This window comes from Marinobacter lacisalsi (genome assembly GCF_042651045.1).
Lineage (GTDB): Bacteria > Pseudomonadota > Gammaproteobacteria > Pseudomonadales > Oleiphilaceae > Marinobacter > Marinobacter lacisalsi.
The window spans coordinates 94445-116196 of sequence record NZ_JBHSDI010000060.1 but is presented as its reverse complement, the minus strand read 5'-3'; the positions used below and the strand labels follow the sequence as shown (position 1 = coordinate 116196).

The 21752-nt window shown below is 60.5% G+C and carries 20 protein-coding genes; 8 read left to right on the top strand and 12 right to left on the bottom strand.

All coding sequences use genetic code 11. The annotated features are described in order from the left end of the window. Nucleotides 1–123: 123 nt before the first annotated feature. Nucleotides 124–582: a DUF2489 domain-containing protein gene (locus ACFOZ5_RS17275; protein ID WP_379889628.1), complete on the top strand. Its 459-nt coding sequence runs from the start codon at nucleotides 124–126 to the stop codon at nucleotides 580–582. A gap of 417 nt (nucleotides 583–999) precedes the next feature. Here the strand turns inward: ACFOZ5_RS17275 and ACFOZ5_RS17270 are convergent, their stop codons facing one another. The 3 genes from ACFOZ5_RS17270 to ACFOZ5_RS17260 all read right to left on the bottom strand — a co-directional run bounded on the left by ACFOZ5_RS17270 (nucleotide 1000) and on the right by ACFOZ5_RS17260 (nucleotide 5544). After that, a complete protein-coding gene (locus ACFOZ5_RS17270) occupies nucleotides 1000–2367 on the bottom strand; it encodes an HDOD domain-containing protein (RefSeq protein WP_379889625.1) in 1368 nt (455 codons plus the stop codon). A 129-nt stretch (nucleotides 2368–2496) separates the two neighbouring features. Beyond that, a complete protein-coding gene (gene recG, locus ACFOZ5_RS17265) occupies nucleotides 2497–4572 on the bottom strand; it encodes an ATP-dependent DNA helicase RecG (RefSeq protein ID WP_379889622.1) in 2076 nt (691 codons plus the stop codon). A 9-nt stretch (nucleotides 4573–4581) separates the two neighbouring features. Further along, entirely contained in the window at nucleotides 4582–5544 is a 963-nt protein-coding gene (locus ACFOZ5_RS17260; RefSeq protein ID WP_379889619.1) for a hydrogen peroxide-inducible genes activator, read from the bottom strand. Nucleotides 5545–5596: 52 nt separating this feature from the next. Between ACFOZ5_RS17260 and ACFOZ5_RS17255 the strand changes: the two genes are divergently transcribed. After that, nucleotides 5597–6493 carry an NAD-dependent epimerase/dehydratase family protein gene (locus ACFOZ5_RS17255; protein WP_379889616.1) on the top strand — a complete coding sequence of 299 codons (897 nt, stop codon included), beginning with the start codon at nucleotides 5597–5599 and terminating at the stop codon, nucleotides 6491–6493. A gap of 15 nt (nucleotides 6494–6508) precedes the next feature. On the opposite strand, the gene ACFOZ5_RS17250 is transcribed toward ACFOZ5_RS17255, so the two are convergent. The 5 genes from ACFOZ5_RS17250 to ACFOZ5_RS17230 all read right to left on the bottom strand — a co-directional run bounded on the left by ACFOZ5_RS17250 (nucleotide 6509) and on the right by ACFOZ5_RS17230 (nucleotide 11331). Continuing rightward, the gene (locus ACFOZ5_RS17250) at nucleotides 6509–6895 is read right to left on the bottom strand and encodes a RidA family protein (RefSeq protein WP_379889613.1); all 387 of its coding nucleotides are present in this window, start codon (nucleotides 6893–6895) and stop codon (nucleotides 6509–6511) included. Between the two features lie 112 nt (nucleotides 6896–7007). After that, on the bottom strand, nucleotides 7008–9173 hold the full coding sequence (locus ACFOZ5_RS17245; RefSeq protein WP_379889609.1) for a RelA/SpoT family protein: 2166 nt from the start codon (nucleotides 9171–9173) through the stop codon (nucleotides 7008–7010). Nucleotides 9174–9366: 193 nt separating this feature from the next. Then, the gene (gene rpoZ / locus ACFOZ5_RS17240) at nucleotides 9367–9579 is read right to left on the bottom strand and encodes a DNA-directed RNA polymerase subunit omega (RefSeq protein ID WP_379889606.1); all 213 of its coding nucleotides are present in this window, start codon (nucleotides 9577–9579) and stop codon (nucleotides 9367–9369) included. 101 nt (nucleotides 9580–9680) lie between these two features. Beyond that, nucleotides 9681–10322 (bottom strand): guanylate kinase, encoded by a 642-nt coding sequence (gene gmk / locus ACFOZ5_RS17235; RefSeq protein WP_379889604.1) that lies wholly within the window; start codon nucleotides 10320–10322, stop codon nucleotides 9681–9683. A 142-nt stretch (nucleotides 10323–10464) separates the two neighbouring features. Next, complete coding sequence (locus ACFOZ5_RS17230) at nucleotides 10465–11331, bottom strand: YicC/YloC family endoribonuclease (protein ID WP_379889602.1); 867 nt, start codon at nucleotides 11329–11331, stop codon at nucleotides 10465–10467. A gap of 179 nt (nucleotides 11332–11510) precedes the next feature. Here ACFOZ5_RS17230 and rph point away from each other — a divergent pair, with 179 nt between their 5' ends. Next, on the top strand, nucleotides 11511–12227 hold the full coding sequence (gene rph / locus ACFOZ5_RS17225) for a ribonuclease PH (protein ID WP_379889600.1): 717 nt from the start codon (nucleotides 11511–11513) through the stop codon (nucleotides 12225–12227). 92 nt (nucleotides 12228–12319) lie between these two features. On the opposite strand, the gene ACFOZ5_RS17220 is transcribed toward rph, so the two are convergent. Then, on the bottom strand, nucleotides 12320–13129 hold the full coding sequence (locus ACFOZ5_RS17220) for an exodeoxyribonuclease III (RefSeq protein ID WP_379889598.1): 810 nt from the start codon (nucleotides 13127–13129) through the stop codon (nucleotides 12320–12322). Nucleotides 13130–13211: 82 nt separating this feature from the next. Between ACFOZ5_RS17220 and pyrE the strand changes: the two genes are divergently transcribed. Continuing rightward, nucleotides 13212–13850 carry an orotate phosphoribosyltransferase gene (gene pyrE, locus ACFOZ5_RS17215; protein WP_379889595.1) on the top strand — a complete coding sequence of 213 codons (639 nt, stop codon included), beginning with the start codon at nucleotides 13212–13214 and terminating at the stop codon, nucleotides 13848–13850. Nucleotides 13851–13976: 126 nt separating this feature from the next. Next, a complete protein-coding gene (locus ACFOZ5_RS17210; protein ID WP_379889592.1) occupies nucleotides 13977–14627 on the top strand; it encodes a DUF4124 domain-containing protein in 651 nt (216 codons plus the stop codon). A gap of 111 nt (nucleotides 14628–14738) precedes the next feature. On the opposite strand, the gene ACFOZ5_RS17205 is transcribed toward ACFOZ5_RS17210, so the two are convergent. Beyond that, on the bottom strand, nucleotides 14739–15290 hold the full coding sequence (locus tag ACFOZ5_RS17205) for a hypothetical protein (RefSeq protein WP_379889590.1): 552 nt from the start codon (nucleotides 15288–15290) through the stop codon (nucleotides 14739–14741). A gap of 382 nt (nucleotides 15291–15672) precedes the next feature. On the opposite strand from ACFOZ5_RS17205, the gene ACFOZ5_RS17200 reads away from it, so the two are divergent. Further along, nucleotides 15673–16398, top strand: a complete 726-nt coding sequence (locus ACFOZ5_RS17200; RefSeq protein ID WP_379889588.1) for a fibronectin type III domain-containing protein — start codon at nucleotides 15673–15675, stop codon at nucleotides 16396–16398. A gap of 50 nt (nucleotides 16399–16448) precedes the next feature. Here the strand turns inward: ACFOZ5_RS17200 and ACFOZ5_RS17195 are convergent, their stop codons facing one another. After that, entirely contained in the window at nucleotides 16449–16796 is a 348-nt protein-coding gene (locus ACFOZ5_RS17195) for a DUF2782 domain-containing protein (RefSeq protein WP_379889586.1), read from the bottom strand. 136 nt (nucleotides 16797–16932) lie between these two features. Here ACFOZ5_RS17195 and polA point away from each other — a divergent pair, with 136 nt between their 5' ends. Both polA and ACFOZ5_RS17185 read left to right on the top strand, forming a co-directional pair. Beyond that, the gene (polA, locus tag ACFOZ5_RS17190; protein ID WP_379889584.1) at nucleotides 16933–19656 is read left to right on the top strand and encodes a DNA polymerase I; all 2724 of its coding nucleotides are present in this window, start codon (nucleotides 16933–16935) and stop codon (nucleotides 19654–19656) included. A 225-nt stretch (nucleotides 19657–19881) separates the two neighbouring features. After that, on the top strand, nucleotides 19882–20256 hold the full coding sequence (locus tag ACFOZ5_RS17185; RefSeq protein WP_379889582.1) for a hypothetical protein: 375 nt from the start codon (nucleotides 19882–19884) through the stop codon (nucleotides 20254–20256). A gap of 67 nt (nucleotides 20257–20323) precedes the next feature. Here ACFOZ5_RS17185 and ACFOZ5_RS17180 read toward each other — a convergent pair whose 3' ends face one another. Next, nucleotides 20324–21697 carry an OmpP1/FadL family transporter gene (locus ACFOZ5_RS17180; RefSeq protein ID WP_379889580.1) on the bottom strand — a complete coding sequence of 458 codons (1374 nt, stop codon included), beginning with the start codon at nucleotides 21695–21697 and terminating at the stop codon, nucleotides 20324–20326. Between the last annotated feature and the right edge of the window lie 55 nt (nucleotides 21698–21752).

Genomic DNA, 21752 nt, shown 5'->3' with positions numbered 1-21752 from the left:
GCGGTGATGACAGCGTTCACACATCGGGGCACCCCCTGTCGTCGTCGGCCGATCTCTGCAAGCCGGTCGACATCCGTTTACACTGGTGTATCCTGACCACACACTTTATACCGGAGCCCGTCGATGCCCCAGTGGTTGCAATGGAGTCTGATTATTCTTGGCCTGGCGGTTATTGCCCTTCTGCTGGCCTTCATCATCAGGCATTGGCGGCTGATCCGGGAAGACCGGCGCCAGGAGGCCCGCGCCCAGGCTTTCCAGGCGGACCGGCGAGACAGCATGATTGAGAGCATTCGTATACTGGCGATGGCCGTGGAAGAGGACCAGGTGGAATATTCGGAAGCCTGCCTGAGGATCAAGGGGCTGCTGGATCACGTGGCACCGGACCTTCTCGAGCAGCCTCCCTATCAGATCTTTCTCGAGATCCACGACCAGATCCAGCACATGCCGACCCATCGCGCCAGGCAGCAGACGGATGCCCGCTTCGTACGCAAGATGGATGAAGAACGTTTCGCCCTGGAGCAGACCCATTCAGATGCCATCCGTCGTGCCGCCACAGCCATCCGCCATCATCGCTTCAACTGACACGCGCCCTGCCAGCCCCCGGCAATCGCCACCTCCCCTCTATAGTGAGACCGGGTACCATATTTTTGTAACACTTTGTAAAAACATCCGAGAGCTGGCCGCCTGAAAATAAAGCACTTTTAGTTGCTTTGTAACCAATAGCAAGCTGAAACAGGGGTTATGCAACCAGATCTGACGAGCAATTTTCAGTCATTTGACTAAAGTTAACATCAAACCCTTATTGCGCTTGATCGTTGAGACAAGCGGCCAGTGTGTTACCGGCACGTCTGACTCGATCGTGTCGTGATCTGCAACAAGCGGGTGAGCTTGCCGGCCTTCGGGCCGGCTTTTTTCGGTCTGCCACCCGCCCCAGTATCACTCAGCAAGTCAGCGAATTAACCAAACGGGACACCAGTGGCCTTGAACAAGTGACGGGGATCAGCCGTTACTCATCATGCCTGCCATGGCCACCACCGAATCTTTGGATGCCACCAGATCGTCAAACCTGTCCTCCACTGCGGCAGGAGCCAGCCCCAGATGGGTGTACAGTCCGTCCGGAATGGTTTCCCGGGGCCCGATACCCAACCCACGCTCATTGAGAAGCTGACGACCCAGCCAGAGCAGGTGGGCATAGGTTTCGTTGGGCCCCCGGTAGTCCAGGTTCTTCTGGTGCCGAAGGGCCACAATCACTTCGTCGGGCATGCCCCAGTTGGACATTAACTCGGCGGCGAGCTGTTCCCGGGTAACGCCCAGCAGATGATGCTCCACCAATGACGAATCCACGTGCCCGTTGACCTCCCAGTTGCGGCAGGCCAGGCGGAAATGGGGCGGAAAGACCTGGGCCAACACCAGATAGCCAAAGTTGTGCAGCAGGCCGGAAAGATAGGCCAGACCAAAGGCCGGGCGCTGACTGCCACGCATCATCGACGCCAGCGCACCGGATGCCTGGGCCTGCCAGATGGCCTGTTGCCAATACCCCACAAACCCCCGGGGATGGTCCTCCGGCTGTTTCAGGGCACGGCCCAGGGATAACCCCATGGCCAGGTTCATGACCAGGTCAAAACCAAGCACGCGGGAGACCGCATCGTGCACCGAGCGTACCTGACCGGCTGCCGCATAGAACGAAGACGACGCCCAGCTGACCACCTGCGCGGCCAGACTCGGATCGCTCTCCACGATATCCACCAGATCTCCCATGACGGCATTGGGGTTAACCCGCAGATGAATGATGCGCTGGGCCGTCTCCGGTAGCGGCGGCAACTCCAGGGTGTCTTCCAGGCGCTGCCGGATTCTCAGACCGGTGAAACGCTGGATAGCGGTGAACACCTGTTCACGGTCTTTCTCGGGTGACTCCAGGTTCACCTGTATGTCTGCCAGAGGCACACAAAACGATCGCTCGTCCACCTGCCCCGCCAGGGTCCGGAAATCCTCCTGCGCCAGTACCAGACGGGCGTTATCACCGGCGGGCTCAATGGCAACCCGGTCGGTTTTTCCAACCCGCGTATCAAGCACCGTGGGCCAGCCGGTCAGCCCCGGCAGCGCCGGTATGTCGTGAAGTCCGGTTTGCTGGCGCACCCGGGCATAATCGGCCTGAGACACCAGATGAAGGTCACGCTCCAGTTGCTGGTTCAGGTCAGCCAGGTCCAGCAGATCGTCACGACGACAGATTACCTGGATATGTCCCTGGTTATCGCCCAGCAGCACCATTCGCAGGATCGGCACCTCCGCCGGCATCGCGGAGGTTTCAGGGTGCGCATTGATGGTTGATGCTTCTAGCAGTTTCCGGATCGCACCGGCCATTTCCATGCTGTTCTCCCGCCGCATGTGTCAGTTGTCTGGATCTGCCAAGAGACCCTTTATTGTATTGTGGCCCAAACCGGCCCTGCTTACAGGCCCGGACTGGTAATTTCTGTTATGTGTGTCCGCCAGCAAACGCTATACATCGCCATATCGGACCCGCTCACCGAGCCAGCGTCGCACCAGCGCGTCCACGGACCGGGGGTGCTTCATGATACCGGGGGCGATATCCCTGACGGTTTCAATCCAGCCCCGGTCCCGTTCGAAATCCGCCAGCCGGAACTGCATCATGCCTGTCTGGCGGGTGCCCAGCACCTCTCCCGGCCCCCGAATTTCCAGATCTTTCTCGGCAATGACAAAACCGTCCTGACTGTCACGCAACGCCTGAAGGCGGGCCCGGCCGTTCTGGGAGAGAGGCGCCTGGTACATGAGTACGCAAAAACTCGCCTCCTCGCCCCGACCGACACGCCCCCGTAACTGGTGAAGCTGGGCCAGCCCCAGGCGCTCCGGGTTTTCTATAATGATCAACGATGCATTGGGTACGTCAACACCAACCTCGATAACGGTCGTCGCCACCAGCAGATCCAGCTCACCGTTCTTGAACTGCTCCATCACCCCCGCCTTTTCGGTGGCTTTCAGGCGACCATGGACCAGCCCCACACCCAGTTCCGGCAGCCGCTCCCGCAGGTTTTCCGCGGTCACTTCGGCGGCCTGGCACTGGAGCGCTTCGGATTCCTCAATCAGGGTACACACCCAGTAAGCCTGTCGGCCTTGACCGCAGGCCTTACGTACCCGCTCTATGACTTCGTCGCGGCGGGCATCCGGAATCACGATGGTCTCGATCGGCTTGCGTCCCGGCGGCAACTCGTCGATCAACGACGTATCCAGATCAGCATAGGCACTCATGGCAAGGGTACGGGGAATTGGCGTGGCTGTCATGATCAGCTGGTGAGGTGCCAGGCGGCCCTCGGCACCCTTGTCCCGCAGAGCCAGACGCTGGTGTACGCCGAAGCGATGCTGCTCGTCCACGATCACCAGCCCCAACCGGTCAAACCCCACATCCCCCTGGAACAGCGCGTGGGTGCCAATGACCAGGCTCACCTGTCCGGTAGCCAGTCTTTCCAGGGCCCCGGCGCGAGCCTTGCCCTTGACCTTGCCAGACAACCAGGCCACCTCAAGCCCCAGGGGCTCAAGCCATTGCACAAAATTCTGGAAATGCTGCTCTGCCAGAATTTCAGTCGGTGCCATCAATGCCACCTGGGCACCCGCGGCAACAGCCTGCAGGGCCGCCATAGCCGCCACCACGGTTTTGCCCGAGCCCACGTCTCCCTGTACAAGGCGCAACATGGGAAGCGGCTGGCTCAGGTCCTGGCGAACGTCAGACACCACCCTTGCCTGGGCCGGCGTCAGACTGAACGGTAACTGATCCAGAAAACGCTCAACCAGGTCGCCAGTGGGCAGTAGCGCCAGGGCCTCCCGCTGCTGGATCTGCTGGCGTACCAGCAACAGGCTGAGCTGATGGGCCAGCAACTCCTCCATAACCAGCCGCTGCTGGGCCGGATGGCGGCCCTCCATCAGCAGGTGAACCGGGGCGTCCGCTGGTGGTGCGTGCACCAGGGCCACGGCAGCGGTTATGTCCGGCAGCTGGTAGTCCTCCAGCAGCGATTCCGGCAGCCAGTCACGGATCGGGTAACGCTTGAGATAACTCAGAGCCTGATGACAGAGGCTACGGACCCGGGGTTGCTGGATGCCTTCGGTGAGGGGGTAGACCGGCGTCAGGGTGGCTTCGCCCGGCGGCGGCATGGGGGACGGGTTGACCTGGTATTCCGGATGATAGAACTCGAATCCCGCCCGCCCCGGGCGTACTTCACCGTAACAACGGACCCGCGCGCCCTCGGTCAACTGGTTTTTCTGGGCAGCGGAAAAGTGAAAGAAACGCATCACCAGGAAGCCCGTGTCGTCCCGGAGCGTAACCTGCAGGCTACGGCGCCGCCCCATCACCATGTCCGTGCGCATCACGACCCCTTCCACCACCCCGGTGTCCCCCAGCCTGAGGCTGCCCATGGGGATCACCCGTGTACGGTCTTCGTAGCGATGGGGCAAATGAAACAGCAGGTCCTGCAGCGAGTGGATGCCCAGCTTGGCAAGCGTGCCCGCCAGCGCAGCGCCAACGCCTTTGAGGGTGGTTATGGGCAGGTCTTCCAGTGACGCCATGGGAACGGGTCAGGCCCCGGCAACCAGGGCCGGTTTCTGCTGCTCCGCCTTTTCGATGACCCGGCATTGGCTGGCAGCCAGCGAGAGAACGTCGATCGCCTTGGGGCGCGGGAAGGTGACCCGCCAGGCCAGTGCCACGGTGCGGAAAGGCACCGGTGGTGAAAACGGCCGCACGGCAAGGATGTCTTCATCATAGGTCATGGACGTGGCGGCGGAGAGCGGCAGGATGGTGACGCCCAGGCCGGAAGCAACCATATGGCGTATGGTTTCCAGGGAGCTGCCTTCCGTCACCAGGGACGGCCGGCGGGCTCCGGCGTTGCGTTCCGCCACCGCTTCCACCAGAGGCGGACAGGATTCCAGCACCTGGTCACGGAAACAGTGCCCGGGACCAAGCAGCAGAAGCTGCTCATTGGCAAGCTGTTCGGCAGACAGGGATTTCTCCTTTGCCAGGGGGTGCCCGCCGGGCAGCAGGATCACGAAGGGCTCATCGTACAGCGGCAGGGTGACCACTTCAGGCTCTTCGAAGGGCAAGGCGATGATGATGGCATCCAGCTCCGACTGGCGGAGCTTCTGGCGGAGATTCCCGGTATAGTTTTCCTCGATATAGAGGGACATATCCGGTGCCGCGCGACGCAATTCCGGCAGGAGATGAGGAAACAGGTAGGGCCCAATAGTGTAGATGGCACCAACTCTGAGGGGTGAATTCAGCTGGTTCTTGCCATCCTGGGCCATATCCCGGATAACACCGACCTGGTCCAGCACCCGCTGGGACTGCTCGATGATTCGCTGGCCGGTCTCGGTCACCCGAATGCTGCTCTTGCTTCGCTCGAACAGCGGGATACCCAGTTCTTCCTCCAGCTTTTTCACCGCAACGCTGAGCGTGGGCTGGCTGACATGACAGCGCTCGGCGGCTCGCCCGAAGTGCTTTTCCCTGGCAAGCGTGACAATGTAACGTAATTCGGTCAGGGTCATGACAGACTCCAATTGCTCTTTATGAACTCAAGCATAAGGATTGAAATTGACTATGGCAATCTCTGCAGACCAGTATCCACCCCACATCCTGGTAGCCGGTTGCGGCGCCCTTGGAGGCGCCGTCGCCAGCGCACTGACAGACATTGGCGAAGTATGGGGCATCCGGCGCACCGTTTCCGCCATCCCCCAGGGGGTACATCCGGCCCCGGCGGACCTGCTGGACAGGCCCGGTCTCGCCCGGGCCGTGCCGGAGGCACCGGACATCATCCTCTATTGCCTGACACCCTCCACCTATGACGATGCCGGCTATCGGGGCGCGTACGTGGACGGACTGGCCAACCTGCTCGCAGTCACCGACACCCGCAATCTGAAACGACTGCTCTTTATCAGCAGCACCAGTGTCTATGGGCAGGATGACGACTCCGAGGTCAACGAGCTCAGCCCGGTCGCACCACGCCGCTACAGTGGGGAACGGGTGCTGCAGGGGGAGAAACTGGCACTGGACAGCGGACTGCCCGCCACGGTGATCCGTTTCAGCGGCATTTACGGACCAGGCCGGGGACGATTCCTGGAATCGGTTCGGGAAGGGGAACTCAACCCGGACTCACCAGGCCCCTATACCAACCGTATTCATGAACAGGATGCGGCCGATGTGTGCGTTCACCTGATCAGGCAATCGCTGGCGGGCACCGAACTGGAGAGCTGCTACCTGGCGAGTGACTGCGAGCCGGTGCGGCTTGATGACGTGGTCGACTGGATCCGCGGGCAGATACCCTGCCAGCCCCCACGCCCCGACGGACGACGAGGGGGCCGGGGTGGCAGCAAACGCTGCAGCAACCGGCGGCTGCTGGACAGCGGATTCGACTTCACCTATCCCGATTTCCGGGCCGGGTATCGCCCCATGATCCAGGCCCTGAAGGAGGGGGAGGCCCGGAAGGGGCAAGGATAGACCAGAGGAATCTGATCAGCTGATGACCATCACCGCGTCCATTTCCACCGGCACACCCTTGGGTAGCGCAGCAACGCCAATGGCTGCCCTGGCCGGATAGGGTTCCTGGAAATAGGTCGCCATGACCTCATTGACGGTGGCGAAGTTGGCCAGGTCGGTCATGTATATATTCAGCTTGACGATATCCTGGAGGCGACCTCCGGCAGCTTCGCAGACGGCCTTGAGGTTATCGAAGACACGACGCGTCTTGTCGGCGAAATCACCGGTGACCACTTCCATGGTTGCCGGATCCAGCGGAATCTGCCCGGACAGGTACACGGTATCCCCCGCCTTCACGGCCTGGGAATAGGTACCAATGGCTTCCGGGGCGGAATCTGTCTGGATAATGGACTTGTTGCTCATGTCAGGTGAATCCTGCGTTGCTGTTAAAAGAATATGCTGCCGCCAGGGCACTGACACTGTCAACAGGACAGCGGTCGCGCCCGCAAGCAGCAGGACAAAGCGTGGATCGTGATCAGCTTCGGATACGGGTAATGTGGGTCACCGCCCGGATATTGCGAATGCGGCGCATGACCCGGGCGAGGTGCCGGCGACCGTTTACGTGGACTACCAGGCTGACAACGCTGAGGCGGGCGTTCTGCTCCTCCACATTGATGCGCTCGATATTGCCATCTGCCACCGCCACGGCGTTGGCCACTTCAGCGATAACTCCGCGCTGACGTTCCAGCTCCACGCGTAGCTCCACCGAGAATTCGTCAGAGATGTCCTTGGCCCACTTGAGGTGGGTCAACTGAGCCTGGTCTTCGGTCGCCTCCGGCAGGCGCCGGCAGGTGTCGCTATGAATCACCAGGCCGTGACCGGAATCCATCACGCCTACCACCGGGTCACCGGGGATGGGCTTGCAGCAGCTGGCAAAACGGACCAGCAGCCCTTCCGTGCCGCGAATGGTAACCGCGCCGCGCTTGCTGTCACCGTGATCAGTCACCGTGCCCACATCCAGGGAACTGGTCTCGGCCCCGGGTTCACCGGCCACCAGCTGGCGGGCAATCAGGTAGGCCATGCGGTTGCCGAGGCCGATATCACTGAGCAGGTCGTCAAAATCCGTCACCTGGTTATGTTTCACCACGGCGTTGATCTGCTCCTGCCCCAGCTCTGAAAGCTTCTGACCAAAACCATGCAGGGATTTTTTCAGCAACGTCTTGCCCAGCTCCACCGACTCGCTGCGACGCTGCGCCTTCAGTGCATGACGGATGCTGCTGCGCGCCTTGCCGGTTACCACAAAACTCAGCCACGCCGGGTTGGGACGGGCGTTGGGGGCGGTGATGACTTCCACGGTCTGGCCGCTCTGCAGGGTCTGACTCAGGGACCCCAGGTTGCGGTTGATGCGACAGGCCACACAGGCATTGCCGATATCGGTGTGGATAGCGTAAGCGAAATCCACCGGCGTAGCCCCGGAAGGCAGCTCCAGAATCTTGCCCTTGGGGGTGAACACGTATATTTCGTCGGGGAACAGATCGGTCTTGACGTGCTCAATGAACTCCAGCGAGTCGTCGGCCCGCTCCCGCATCTCCATAAGGCCCTGAACCCAGCGGTCCACCCGCTTCTGGTTGACGGCGGTTACCGGAGACTGCTGGTGCTTGTACATCCAGTGAGCGGCGATACCGTCGTTGGCAATCTGCTCCATCTCCTCGGTGCGGATCTGGATTTCGATGTTCACATGCATGCCGAAAAGGGTGGTGTGCAACGACTGGTAGCCGTTGGCCTTGGGCATGGCAATGTAGTCCTTGAAGCGGCCTGGCAGCGGCTTGTAGAGGCTGTGCACAGCCCCGAGTATGCGGTAACAGTCGTCTTCCGTGTCGGTTATGATCCGGAACGCGTACACATCCATGATTTCGTGGAACGACTTATGGCGGAACTTCATCTTGTTGTAGATGGAGTTGAGGTGCTTTTCCCGCCCCTGGATACGTCCGGGCAGCCCCCGCTCCTGCAGCCTTTCCTCCAGCCTGCCACGGATGTCGTCGATGATCTCCCGGTGACTGCCCCGCAACTTGGAAACCGCCTTGGAAATGTACCTGGCCCGCATCGGATACAGCGACGCGAAGCCCAGGTCTTCCAGCTCCGTACACATCCGGTGCATGCCCAGCCGGTTGGCAATAGGCGCATAGATATCGAGGGTTTCGGTGGCGATGCGCTGGCGCTTTTCATAGGGCATAGGGCCCAGGGTGCGCATGTTGTGCAGCCGGTCCGCCAGCTTGACGATGATGACGCGGATATCCCGGGCCATGGCCAGGGTCATCTTCTGGAAGTTCTCGGCCTGGGCCTCGGCCCGGGTGCGAAATTCAATCTGGGTCAGCTTGGAGACGCCATCCACCAGATCCGCCACCGAGTCGCCGAACTGCTCGATCAGGGCGTCCTTGGGAATACCGGTGTCTTCGATGACGTCGTGGAGCATGGCCGCCATCAGGCTCTGATGGTCCAGCTTCATGTCCGCAAGGATGGTGGCTACCGCAAGGGGATGGGTAATGTATCGCTCGCCACTGCGACGCATCTGGCCTTCGTGGGCCTGCTCGGCATAATAGTAGGCCCGCCGCACCTGGTTGATGCGACTGTTGTCCAGATAATCGCCGAGCCGGCCCGTCAGGTCTTCAACCGTCGGTTCCTGCTCTGCTACAGCAGCCACTTGCGACACCGCGCCTCCGTAGAGTCTTCTATGGATGACGGACAAAAAAACCCGAATGCGAACATTCGGGTTTTCCTTTACCCCGTCGGGAAATCGAGCGTAACAAAGACGCCTCTTTTTCCACTATAAATCCATCGGGGCGAATTTCAATGGTCTTTTCGCCGGAAGCCAGTGGTCAGTAACCTGACTGACCTCAATCCTCTTCCTCTACCCGCAACAGGTCACGGGTAATCTTGCCTTCAGCGATCTCTCGCAGAGCAATAACGGTCGGCTTGTCGTTTTCTTCCGGCAGCAGTGGCTCGTAGCCCTTGGTGGCAATCTGGCGGGCGCGTTTGGTCGCCAGCATAACCAGCTGGAAACGGTTGTCCACGTTCTCCAGACAATCTTCAACGGTAACTCGTGCCATTACATTCCCCGACTAGATCGATCAACGATTGCGATGTGGCCCGGCTAAGCGGGTTTACCAGACCGTGTAGTTTACTGCCAAGCGCTCAGGATGTACACAGACTATTCCTGGCGGCCACTGTCCATCAGTTCAGAGAGCAACCTGGCGTGGCGCTTTTCCTGACGGTCCATGCGTAACCGCTGGGTGGTGACGATGGACAGCAGCTCTGACAGCGCCTCGCCAAAATCATCATTGACTACCAGATAATCAAACTCCAACGCATGGCGGCACTCTTCAGCCGCTTCACTCAGGCGCCGCTCCACCACCTCCGGCGAGTCGGTGCCACGACCGGTCAGACGTGCACGCAATACCGCTGCGGATGGCGGTACGATAAAAATACCGACGCAATCCGGCAACAGCCGCCGTACCTGGGCCGCGCCCTGCCAGTCGATCTCCAGGATGACATCGCGCCCCCTGGCCAGCATCTGCTCCACCCACACCTGCGAGGTGCCATAGTAATTGCCGAAGACATCGGCATGTTCCAGGAACTCGTCCCGCAGGATCATGGCCTCGAACTGCTCACGGCTGACAAAATGGTAGTTGATACCGTCCTGCTCGCCCTGCCGCATGGGCCGGGTGGTATGGGACACGGAAACGCCGAGGCGATGGTCTGCCCTGATCATCTCCCCCACCAGGCTGGTCTTGCCGGCACCAGAGGGCGCGGAAATTACATACAGGGTGCCTTTCTCGACGGGCTGACTCATAGGGTTGCACTGCTGTTGAACGGGCATGGGGAGGTGCGCCTGCGCACCCCCGGTTAAAAGCGTGCGTAATTATACGGATTCAGGACTGGCTCGCCCACCCCGGCGGCGGGGGAGTCTGTCTGACCGGGTGTCCGCAGCTTCGTCACTCCAGGTTCTGCACCTGCTCCCGCATCTGCTCGATGTAGACCTTCATGTCGACGGCTATTCGGGTGACATCGGCATCAATGGACTTGCTGCTGAGGGTATTGGCCTCCCGGTTGAGCTCCTGCATCAGGAAATCCAGCCGGCGTCCGATGGCGTCGTTGCGCTGCAGAGTGTCACGGATCTCGCTCAGGTGGGCGTCCAGGCGGTCGAGCTCCTCGGCCACATCGGACTTTTGTGCCAGCATCACCATTTCCTGGCTGAGCCGGTCCGGGTCCAGCTCAACCGATGCCGCCCGGAACCGCTCCCGCAGCGCATCCGCCTGCGCACTGAGCAGCTGGGGCATCCGCTCCCGCACCTGACCAACCAGCTCAGCCATGGCATCCAGCCGCTGCTCGAACAGCGGCCGCAGGCGCTCACCTTCCCGCTCCCGTACCTGCACCAGATCTTCCACGGCACGGCGGAACAGCTCATCAGCGGCCGCCTTGACCGGGCTCAGGTCCGGCTCCTCCCGCTCCAGCACACCCGGCCAGCGGAGCACGTCAATGGCGCTGATGTGGGCCGGGTTGTCCAGCATACGGTTGACGTGGTTGATGGCCTCGTTGAGGCTGCCGGCCAGCCGCTCATTGACCACCAGCCCTGTATCGGCGGTGTCGGATGACTGCAGGCGCATACCGACATCCACCTTGCCGCGCCCCAGGGTCTTGCGCAGGTGCTCGCGGAACCCGTTTTCCAGCTCCCTCAATGCCTCCGGCAACCGGAAGGACGGCTCAAGGTAACGATGATTAACGGTGCGGATCTCACAGGTCAGGCAACCCCACTCTCCCTGGGTCTCCTGGCGCGCGAAGGCAGTCATGCTTCTGATCATGGTGGCTCCGGGTTGGTCGGTAACACGTTTGGACAGTCTACCAGTTCATGGCTGCGGAAATCCTGCCCCTGACAAGCCCGGGCACCTTGCCCGTGTTATACTCCCGCTCCTTTTCCGCATTACCGGCAGCATCAACCGCAGCCGGCTTCATTCAATTTCCAGTTCCAGAAGGACTAACTATGCGACCGAGCGGACGACAGCCCGAACAGCCCAGAGACATCAGGCTCACCCGCCACTTTACCCGCCACGCGGAAGGCTCCGTGTTGGTGGAGTTCGGCGACACGCGGGTGATCTGCACCGCCTCTGTGGAAAACAAGGTGCCGCCTTTTCTGCGCGGTGAAGGCCAGGGCTGGATCACCGCCGAATATGGCATGCTGCCCCGCTCCACCGGCAGCCGCATGGGCCGTGAGGCTGCCCGCGGCAAGCAGGGCGGGCGCACCGTCGAAATCCAGCGCCTGATCGGCCGGTCACTGCGGGCCGCCGTCGACCTGAAGGCCCTTGGCGAACACTCCATCACCATTGATTGCGACGTCATTCAGGCCGATGGCGGCACCCGAACCGCCGCGATCACCGGCGGCTGCGTGGCATTGGTGGACGCCCTGAACTATCTGGTAAAAGAGGGTCGACTGGCAAGGTCGCCACTGAAACAGATGGTCGCGGCCCTGTCTGTCGGCGTCTACCAGGGCACCCCGGTTGTGGACCTGGATTACCCGGAAGACTCCACAGCCGAAACCGACATGAACGTTATCATGACGGACCAGGGGGGCTTCATCGAGATCCAGGGCACCGCCGAGGGTGCGCCGTTTGTTCAGGAAGAACTGGACAGCATGCTCAATCTGGCAAAACAGGGAATTGAGCAGCTGTTCGAGATCCAGAAGGCCGCCCTGGCCGAGTAGCCGCGGCAGCATTGCCGGTTCGCCAGGGAATGGCGATCACAAAAAAAGCGCGACGGGGCAGACCCGGCGCGCTTTTTTTGCTTCAGATCTGATCAGAAGCCGACGTCGATATCGTAGTCCATGATCAGTGGCGCATGATCCGAGAAGCGGGCGGCCTCATCAATCCAGCCATCCTGGATGGTCTTGCGAATGCCGGGGGTGAGCATCTGGTAGTCCGCCCGCAGGCCCACATTCTTGCGTTCGCCGCCATCCCATTCCGGCCACCAGGTGAACTGGTTGCTCTGCTTGTTGATCTCGCGGAAGGCATCGATGGCCCCCATTTCATCAAACAACCGGTCGAGAAAGGCCCGTTCGTGGGGCAGGAAGCCGGATACATCCAGCTGATGGTAGATGGGGCTGGCATCGGTCACATGCTGGGCAGTCTGCAGGTTGGCGCAGAAGATAAACTGGCGACGCTTGCGCAGGGTTTTCTGCATGTGCAGGCCAAAAGCGTCCATAAATTCATCCTTGTGATCCAGAACGGTCAGGTCATTCTCGTCACCCAGCAGCTCATCCTCGCGCCCCAGGGCACAGGGAGCCAGTACGCTGGCCACACTGACCCGGTCGAAATCCGCCTGGATAAAACGACCCTCGCGATCAGCCTGCTCGCTGGCAAAGCCGTACATGATCGCCTTGGGGAAGTGACGGGTGTAGATACCCACACCGCCATGCTCATCCAGTTCGCCATCAATAAAGTAGGCTTCATAACCTTCCGGAATCAGGTTTCGGTCCTCTATTTCGTAGACCCGCATGCGGTGGTCCTGAACACAGATGACGTCGGCGTCCTGGTCGGCGATCCAGTCAAAAAAACCTTTCTCAATCGCCTGTTCCAGGCCACTGACGCTGATTGATACTACACGCATACGTATTCCCTGATTCAGTTTGAGTGTATGATACCGGTTTTACACGTATTTGAAAGAACCAGACCCCGCCAGAAGCCTTGCCATGCACGACTACCAGCGCGATTTCATAGAGTTTGCCATTCACCGTCAGGTGCTCCGTTTCGGGGAGTTCACCCTCAAGTCGGGACGTACCAGTCCGTATTTTTTCAATGCGGGGCTCTTCAACAGCGGCAATGACCTGTTGCAACTGGGTGAAGCCTACGCCGCTGCTCTCACCCGGAGCGGGCTGGATTATGACATTATTTTCGGTCCAGCCTATAAGGGCATTCCCTTGGCCACCACCACGGCCATGACACTGGCGCAACAGGGACAGAACCGGCCCTGGGCGTTCAACCGCAAGGAAGCCAAGGACCACGGCGAGGGCGGCAATATCGTGGGCGCCCCCCTTGAGGGCAAGGTGCTGATTATCGACGACGTCATTACCGCCGGCACCGCCATTCGTGAATCCATGGCCATTATCGAGGCCGCCGGCGCCACTCCGGCCGGCGTACTGATCGCCCTGGACCGTCAGGAGCGGGGCAAGGGCGAACTGTCGGCCATCCAGGAAGTGGAACAGACTTACGGCATCCCTGTCATAAGCATCATCCGGCTGGAACAGGTGCTTGAGTATATCCAGGGGCACCCGGAATTTGCCGGTCATGCAGACAGCATAGCGGCCTACCGGGCTCAGTACGGCGTCTGACCGGGCCGTAAGCATTCGGCCGGGCCAATGTCACTTTCCAGGCTTGTGAAACAACCCGAAATAACCATCGCCATCTCTGGTATGCTTTTGTTCAATACAGATGGTGATTCAGAAACGGTGTAACCGGTGCAAGCAAAAAAACTGACAACCTGTATTCTCGCTGCCAGCTGCCTGCTGATGTCCAGCCTGACGGATGCCAGAATGTATCGTTACAAGGACGACAACGGGCGGATGGTGATCAGCAATACCGTTCCCCAGGAAGCCTCCACCCGCGGTTACGAAATCCTCAACAATCAGGGACGGGTGGTCGAACGCATCGCACCGGCCCCCACGGAGGAGGAGCTGCGCCAGCGCGCCGAGGAAGAGCGCCGGCAGCAGGAAGCCGAAGAGCAGCGGGTACGCGACAAGGCCCTGCTGCGCCGGTATCGCCATCCGGACGATGCCGTCCGCGCCCTTCACCGCAAGATCGATGAGCTTGAGGGCCTGATTCAGCTCAAGCGTGGCAATATCTCGGTGATTGAATCCCAGCTGGACGCCGAGCAGTCCCGGGCGGCCGACCTGGAACGGTCGGGCAGGGAAATTCCCGAGGGCACCCTCAGCAAGATCGAACGCCTGCAATCACAGATCCAGGATATCGAGGCCGAAATCGCTGTCCAGAACCGGGAGATCGAACAGATCCGGAAAAGCTTCCGGGAAGATATCGAGCGGCTGGAAGTCATTACCGAGCAAGAGCGTACCTTACCGCTGGAAACGGAGTCGGCCGGGGCAAACCGATAGGCGTACCGGGTTCGCATGTCCAGACGCAAAAGGCCACCCTGACAGGTGGCCTTTTTAGTGGCCCGGCGGCAGTGGCCCGGGCCCCTTACCATGGCATTAACAGTGACCGCTTCAGGCGCTGGTTGTACTCTTGGCGCCTGAAGAACGGCTTCGCGTACTGGAAGACTTGGCGCGAGACGTTGTCTTCTGCGCACTCTGGGCAGCCTTGGACACTTCCTTGTTGGCTGAATCCGCAGCACTGGAAATATCCTTGGCGGCAGCCTGAGCGCCCCTGGAAGCACGATTGGCACTCTTCTGAGCCGTATCGGACACGTCGCTGGCGGTGGTTTTTGCGGTAGCGGAAACCTCATCGGCCACTTCATCAGCGGTCTTGCTGACCGAACGCGCCGTCTCGGCGGTTTCCTTTTCCAGACGAGCCACCATATCCGCTGCAAAATCACCAACACGACTATTGAAGCTTCTCAGCTGGTCAAAGAGCGCACCGCTGGCACCATCATAACGTTTGCGCAGATTCTTGACCCGATGCTGGCGAACTTCCGTTTCCACCCTTTCCGCCAATTGGAAGGGCTTCGCCGCAATCTGCTTCTGCGCGTTCTCGGCGGCATCGATACCCTTGTCGACCATATCCTGAAGCTGTTCCTGCCAGGTTCTCAATTTGCTCATGTCGGCACTCCCTTAATGTGTGTCCGGTAAACAGTCCTGCCGGGAATCGGGTTCTCCGGCGATTTCACAGCCAGTGTAGAGAGGGAAGTTAGAGTGTTCATACTAATCGGCAGGATTCGGTCAGATGCCAATTTGGTGAACCAGCCGGCATTTTACAAAACGGTCACTTGAGACGACTTGCCCAGCCTTCATAATCCGGAACTGTTTCGTACGCAGTGGCATCCGGGGGGCCGACTTCCCGACCATGCTCGGTGACCAGGACGCTGAAAAACGTCAACAATCATCAGCGCAGCACCGACAACCCACCCAGGCCAGCCGGGACACCAGCCACCATAACCGGCATTTATCCGGGTGGGTCCGGAAAATCGTGCGAGGGAACATCATGGCGTTTCAGGACGAACGCAAGCGACTGTCATGGAGTCTGATGGTCGTTGTCAGCCTGGCCATTGCCGGCTGTGGCGGAGAATCGGGAAGCTCCGGTACCGAAAAAGCAGATAGCAGCCAGACCGGCACAACCAGTCAGGAGACCAGGACAACGCACCAGGATCCCGTCGACACCGCCCAGGATCAGACCGCTACACCGGGCGAGCCGGACAAGTCGATCGCTGAGGATGAGGATACCCCCCCTCCCCAGATTGCCCAGCCGGGCGACGTTATCGAGAACCCGATTTTTGCCGACCCGATCCCGGTGCCGGTGCCCGAGGGAGAACAGCCGGACTCCGACACGAGCGATAGCGATACCGGGCAGCCCCGGGACGAACCGGCGGACAGTGATGGCGAGCCAGAGGTCGCCGAGCCGGAGCCCGCACCGGAACCGAAGCCCGAAGAACCCGAGCCCGTGGCGGAGCGACCCACCCTGCAGTGGGATTCACCGCTTACCCGGGTGGACGGTAGCAAGCTGTATCCCGGCGAGATCAGCGGTTACCGGGTGTACTATCGCCTGAGGCATCAGGAAGAATTTGAATCCATCATTATAGAAGGGCCGGACTCGGACAGCCTGGCACTGGATAATTTCGATCCCGGAGCTTACGAGTTTGCGGTCAGCACACTGGATGTGGACGGTCTTGAAAGCCGTCGGTCTGACCCGGTTGCCGTGGACCTGATCTGACCCACTCCACCGCATGCCCGGAAGTCCTGCCGGGCATGCGGGCACCGGACCTACCAGCGGAACAGCACCCAGCTTGGCACCAGCAGGGAGGTTTCCCCCTCCCTGATCCAGCCACCACCCTCGGCTGGCACCAGGTAATAGGAGGGGCCAATATCCGGCACTACCTTGATCTCCCTTATTTCGCCGTTTACCCGATACTCGTAGTAAACCACGTCTTCTCCCGGGCGGATCACGATTTCCGATCCGGTTGCCGCCGGCTCATAATCGGGCGTGATCACCGGTTCGGCCGGCATCTCGGGCTTTTCATCGAGGGGCGAGCCCGCAGTGTCCTGCGCCAGGACAGCGTTAGAAGCCACCAGCAGGGATAGCGTCAACAGGGAGACGGAAAGCGTTTTCATGGTAACCTCTGTGTTCAGACCGGTCGCTATGGCGACATTCAGTGTGCCGTCTGGCTGATTCGTTGAGCAGACGGGACATCAGAAAGCGTTACACAAGCCACTCGAACCTTCAAACAGATTCCGGATTCCCCTTGATATGAGTCAGCAGAAGACGCCACCCGTTGTTCTCGTCGACGGTTCCTCTTACCTGTTCCGGGCCTACCATGCCCTGCCCCCGCTAACGACCAGCAAGGGTCACCCCACGGGAGCCATCAAGGGCGTGATCAGCATGCTCAGACGGCTTGAGCAGGACTACCCGGGGTCCAGGGTAGTGGTGGTGTTTGACGCCAAAGGCAAGACCTTCCGCCACGACCTGTATGACCAGTACAAGGCCAACCGTCCACCAATGCCGGAAGACCTGGGAGTGCAGATCGCCCCCATCCACGAGATTGTCCGCGCCATGGGTCTGCCACTGCTGATCATTCCGGATGTCGAAGCCGATGATGTCATCGGTACGCTGGCAACGGAGGCCACCAGCAAAGGGGTCGACGTGGTCATCTCCACCGGCGACAAGGATATGGCCCAACTGGTCAGCGACCATGTCACACTGATCAACACCATGACTGAAATCCCCATGGACAGGGACGGTGTGGTGGAAAAATTCGGCATCGGACCGGAGCAGATCGTGGATTACCTGGCGCTGGTGGGTGACACCGTGGACAACATTCCCGGCGTCACCAAGTGTGGCCCCAAGACGGCGGTAAAATGGCTGCAGCAGTACCATGACCTGGACAACCTGATGGCCCATGCCGACGAGATCGGTGGCAAGATTGGCGACAACCTGCGGGATGCGCTGGATCATCTGCCACTCAGCCGCCAGCTGGCAACCATTCGAACGGATGTGGATCTGGATTTCGGCATCGAGGAAGTCTCCCCGGAACCGGAAGACGAGGAACAGTTGCTCGAGCTGTTCAAAGAGTACGAATTCAAAAGCTGGATTGCAGAGTATTCCGGCGACAATGGCAGCAATGACCGGCAGCCATCCCACAACCCGGCTGACAGCTCCCCCGAACGGCAGTACGACACCATTTTCACTGAAGAGCAGCTGAATGACTGGCTGGGCCGACTGGAACAGGCCGACCTGTTTGCCTTCGACACCGAAACCACCAGCCTTCGTTACAGTGAAGCGGACATTGTCGGCATGTCCTTCGCCATCGAACCCGGCAAGGCTGCATACCTGCCCCTGGCCCATGATTATATGGGGGCACCGGATCAACTGAACCGGGACGCCACCCTGAAAAGACTCAAGCCGCTGCTGGAAAGTACCGACCACCGGAAAGTGGGACAGAATCTCAAGTACGACAAGAACGTACTGGCCAACCACGGTATCTCGCTGGAGGGCATCGCCGAGGACACCATGCTGGAGTCCTACGTACTGAACTCCACCGCCACCCGCCATGACATGGGCAGTCTGGCCCTGAAATATCTGGGCGAGAAGACCATCAGTTTCCAGGATATTGCCGGCAAGGGTGCCAAACAACTGACTTTCAACCAGATTGACCTTGAGCAGGCCTCCGAATACGCCGCCGAAGACGCAGACATCACCCTGCGGCTACACCAGGCGTTGCGCCCCCAGCTCGCGGCGACCGGCCAGCTCGAAACCGTCTATCAGGACATCGATATGCCACTGGTGCCGGTACTGTCACGCATCGAACAGCGCGGCGTGATGATCAACGCCTCCACCCTGAAACAGCACAGTCAGGAACTGGCCGAGCGCATGGCTGAGCTCGAGAAGGCAGCCCACGAAGAGGCCGGCGAAGCCTTCAACCTCGGCTCTCCCAAACAGCTCCAGGCCATCTTCTACGACAAGATGGGGCTGCCGGTCGTCAAGAAGACCCCCAAGGGTGCGCCATCCACAGCGGAGCCTGTCCTGCAGGAACTGGCCCACGAGCACCAGCTGCCGCGACTTATTCTTGAGCACCGCAGCCTCAGCAAGCTCAAGTCCACCTATACCGACACCCTGCCGGAACTGATCAGCCCCCGCACAGGTCGCGTTCACACGTCGTACCATCAGGCAGTCACGGCGACCGGACGCCTGTCATCGTCGGAACCCAACCTGCAGAACATCCCGGTGCGCACCGAACAGGGCCGGCGTATCCGGCAGGCCTTCGTGGCGCCTGAGGGCTACAAACTGGTGGCCGCGGACTACTCGCAGATCGAGTTGCGGATCATGGCACACCTCTCCGGTGACAAGGGGCTGCTGACCGCGTTCGAAAAGGGCGAGGACATCCACCGGGCCACCGCCGCCGAAGTCTTCGGGACCAGCGTTGATGAGATCACCTCCGACCAGCGCCGCAGCGCCAAGGCCATCAACTTCGGCCTTATCTACGGCATGTCGGCGTTCGGGCTGTCACGCCAGCTGGAGGTGGAGCGCAAGGTGGCCCAGGATTACATCGATCGCTATTTCCAGCGCTACCCCGGGGTACTGGCGTACATGGACCGGATCCGCAAACAGGCCCACGACGACGGATACGTGGAAACCCTCGCCGGACGCCGGTTGTACCTGCCGGAAATCAATGCCCGCAACAAGCAGATGCAGCAGGCTGCCGAGCGCACTGCCATCAACGCGCCCATGCAGGGCACCGCCGCCGATATCATCAAGCGGGCCATGGTTACCGTGGAAGACTGGCTGCAGTCGGAGCATGCCGATGAGGCCCGTATGGTCATGCAGGTGCACGATGAACTGATTCTGGAGGTCAGGGAATCGGCCCTCGACACCATCTGCCATGGTCTGGAGAAGCGCATGTCGGCCGCTGCGGACCTGAAGGTGCCGTTACTGGTGGAGGCCGGCGTGGGCGACAACTGGGACGAGGCCCACTGACTGCAGAGGCCATGGATCGAAGGCAGCGGGCCGGCACTGGCCCGGTGCGGGCCGTGCCGGCATGCACCAAAGTCTGGCACCTCCCCAGCGGTCTGGATCACCTTGTACCGCCGCTGTGTCGCCCGGGTGACCATAGCCAATGATGTCGGGGCAAGTCCGGTCTGTGGCACGATTCTCGCTTAGAAAATAGCCACTTATCCGATTCCAGACATGAGGCAGGCTTCCATGGCATCTCTGGCAAGTGAACGTAACTGGCTATTTAACCCGGCTATCATGAAAAAGGTGCAGCAATGCCGCCGGCTGATCCAGATGGAGTTCGGGGTCAAGGTGCACCTGACCGAAGAAGCCCTGGTGGAACAACTGGCCAGTTATGCCGGGAAGTCACGCTCCGATACCCTGAGCCGGACCTGGGGCGAGCTGCAAGAGGCCGTACCGGAACTCGCGGATGTCCTGGTCCAGAACGAAGCAACCAGCAAGCGTTCCTATCGGGGGCAGGCCGTACCGGATGCCGAAACATCAGCGAGCACGCCCCCGTCTGATGAACCACCAGCCCAGCCCCGCAAGTCAAAGGTTATCTACCGTGGGCGGGTTGTTGGCTAGTGTACCTTGACACTCGTGTCCGGTCCGGTCAGTTCGTTGACCAGACCGGACACCAGAACCCCGGGCTTCAGAAGGCCTTGCTAACCTGGACCGAAGCGCTCCAGGCACTCAATTCGTAGGCCCCCTCAAAGCTCGCAGGCGACGCTGGAACGGTTGGACTGGCGTGTTGGTATTCCCGGTCGTTAACCTCGGCGTCGTCCGCAAAGATCAGGGTACCTACCGCCGCGTCAACGGCCCAGCCACTGCGAACATCTTTCCATTGGGTGCCCAGGGTCAGCCAGTGACGGTCCTCGGAGGGGATCCGGGCAGTCACATAGTCGTCCACCGGCGATTCGTCCCAGGCATAGCCGGCCTTCAAGGCCCACGCCGGTGTCGCCTGCCAGATGCCACCCACATTGAACTGCCAGGTGTTTTTCCACTTCTCCGTGATGTGGGTAATGGTGGCACCCGGCACGCCAGCGATCTCGCCATCGGGGTCGCGGCTGATGATATCCAGTTCCTCAAAGCGGCTCCATTTGGCGTAGGTCGCCCCTGCCAGAAGGGTGACCTCATCCGTCAGGCGATGCCTGGCCCCGAGAGTGATGGTTTCCGGAATCGCCAGGGGGACTGTTACCTTTTCCGTCAGGGTTGTGGTGCGAGTGTACGTTGGTGCTACCGGTACGTTGCTGATCTCGGCCTCACCCTTCAACTCCAGCTCCGTGCCGGTCTGGGCGGTCAGCCCGAACTGCGTCCTGTCAGAGAGCTCGTACAGGAAACCGACGCGGGCCGTGACGCCAATGTCATCGCCCTCGATATCGGCATAGGGCTCCGGCAGCGCCAGTGACGCCGGGCCCGCCGTCGCGCTCAGGTCCTGATAGCGGCTCAGTCGCCCTTCTGCATAGATGATGTTGAGCCCCGCCCCCATGGACAGCCCCTCACCATTGCTGACGGAGATGGCCGGGGTAAAGGCAATGGCTTTCAGCTCGGTCTTGTCTGCAAAGTAGCGTCCGGCGAAGTCGTTGTCATAGTCAGCCGCCAGGCCATAGGGGGCATGGATGCCGAAACCCACGTCCACTGTGTCATTGATTTCATGGCTCAGGTACAGGTTGGGCAGGACCGCCGGGTCGGCGATGTCACCGCCATCAGAAGCCGGCCTTACCGGCACCGAGGGGTTCTTTCGTGTCACGGCAATGGAATCGCCCCTGGCCTCGGCATCAATGTCGAGCACTGCCGCACCGAACGACAGGTTGGTTCCCGACAACTGGCTCATGCCAGCCGGATTGAACAACACGATGGTGGCATTCTCCGGGTTCGCCGCGGCGCCGGCATTGGCCGTACCCATGGCGCTGGCGCTCTGCTCGTTGAGGGAGAAGCCGCCCGCCAGGACAGCGGTCGGCACCAGGGCACCGGTCAACGACACGATACGGATAGCTTGAGTAATAGGTCTGGCTTTGTTGTGCATGGTATCTCCTCTTTATCTCGCGAGGAGTATACGGAGCACCACTGAGCCACCTCTA

Bases quoted from the DNA above. Each gene is read 5' to 3' on its own strand.
- ACFOZ5_RS17275 (WP_379889628.1), top strand. From the start codon at position 124: ATGCCCCAGTGGTTGCAATGGAGTCTGATTATTCTTGGCCTGGCGGTT.
- ACFOZ5_RS17270 (WP_379889625.1), bottom strand. From the start codon at position 2,367: ATGGAAATGGCCGGTGCGATCCGGAAACTGCTAGAAGCATCAACCATC.
- recG (WP_379889622.1), bottom strand. From the start codon at position 4,572: ATGGCGTCACTGGAAGACCTGCCCATAACCACCCTCAAAGGCGTTGGC.
- ACFOZ5_RS17260 (WP_379889619.1), bottom strand. From the start codon at position 5,544: ATGACCCTGACCGAATTACGTTACATTGTCACGCTTGCCAGGGAAAAG.
- ACFOZ5_RS17255 (WP_379889616.1), top strand. From the start codon at position 5,597: ATGGCAATCTCTGCAGACCAGTATCCACCCCACATCCTGGTAGCCGGT.
- ACFOZ5_RS17250 (WP_379889613.1), bottom strand. From the start codon at position 6,895: ATGAGCAACAAGTCCATTATCCAGACAGATTCCGCCCCGGAAGCCATT.
- rpoZ (WP_379889606.1), bottom strand. From the start codon at position 9,579: ATGGCACGAGTTACCGTTGAAGATTGTCTGGAGAACGTGGACAACCGT.
- gmk (WP_379889604.1), bottom strand. From the start codon at position 10,322: ATGAGTCAGCCCGTCGAGAAAGGCACCCTGTATGTAATTTCCGCGCCC.
- ACFOZ5_RS17230 (WP_379889602.1), bottom strand. From the start codon at position 11,331: ATGATCAGAAGCATGACTGCCTTCGCGCGCCAGGAGACCCAGGGAGAG.
- rph (WP_379889600.1), top strand. From the start codon at position 11,511: ATGCGACCGAGCGGACGACAGCCCGAACAGCCCAGAGACATCAGGCTC.
- ACFOZ5_RS17220 (WP_379889598.1), bottom strand. From the start codon at position 13,129: ATGCGTGTAGTATCAATCAGCGTCAGTGGCCTGGAACAGGCGATTGAG.
- pyrE (WP_379889595.1), top strand. From the start codon at position 13,212: ATGCACGACTACCAGCGCGATTTCATAGAGTTTGCCATTCACCGTCAG.
- ACFOZ5_RS17205 (WP_379889590.1), bottom strand. From the start codon at position 15,290: ATGAGCAAATTGAGAACCTGGCAGGAACAGCTTCAGGATATGGTCGAC.
- ACFOZ5_RS17200 (WP_379889588.1), top strand. From the start codon at position 15,673: ATGGCGTTTCAGGACGAACGCAAGCGACTGTCATGGAGTCTGATGGTC.
- ACFOZ5_RS17195 (WP_379889586.1), bottom strand. From the start codon at position 16,796: ATGAAAACGCTTTCCGTCTCCCTGTTGACGCTATCCCTGCTGGTGGCT.
- polA (WP_379889584.1), top strand. From the start codon at position 16,933: ATGAGTCAGCAGAAGACGCCACCCGTTGTTCTCGTCGACGGTTCCTCT.
- ACFOZ5_RS17185 (WP_379889582.1), top strand. From the start codon at position 19,882: ATGGCATCTCTGGCAAGTGAACGTAACTGGCTATTTAACCCGGCTATC.
- ACFOZ5_RS17180 (WP_379889580.1), bottom strand. From the start codon at position 21,697: ATGCACAACAAAGCCAGACCTATTACTCAAGCTATCCGTATCGTGTCG.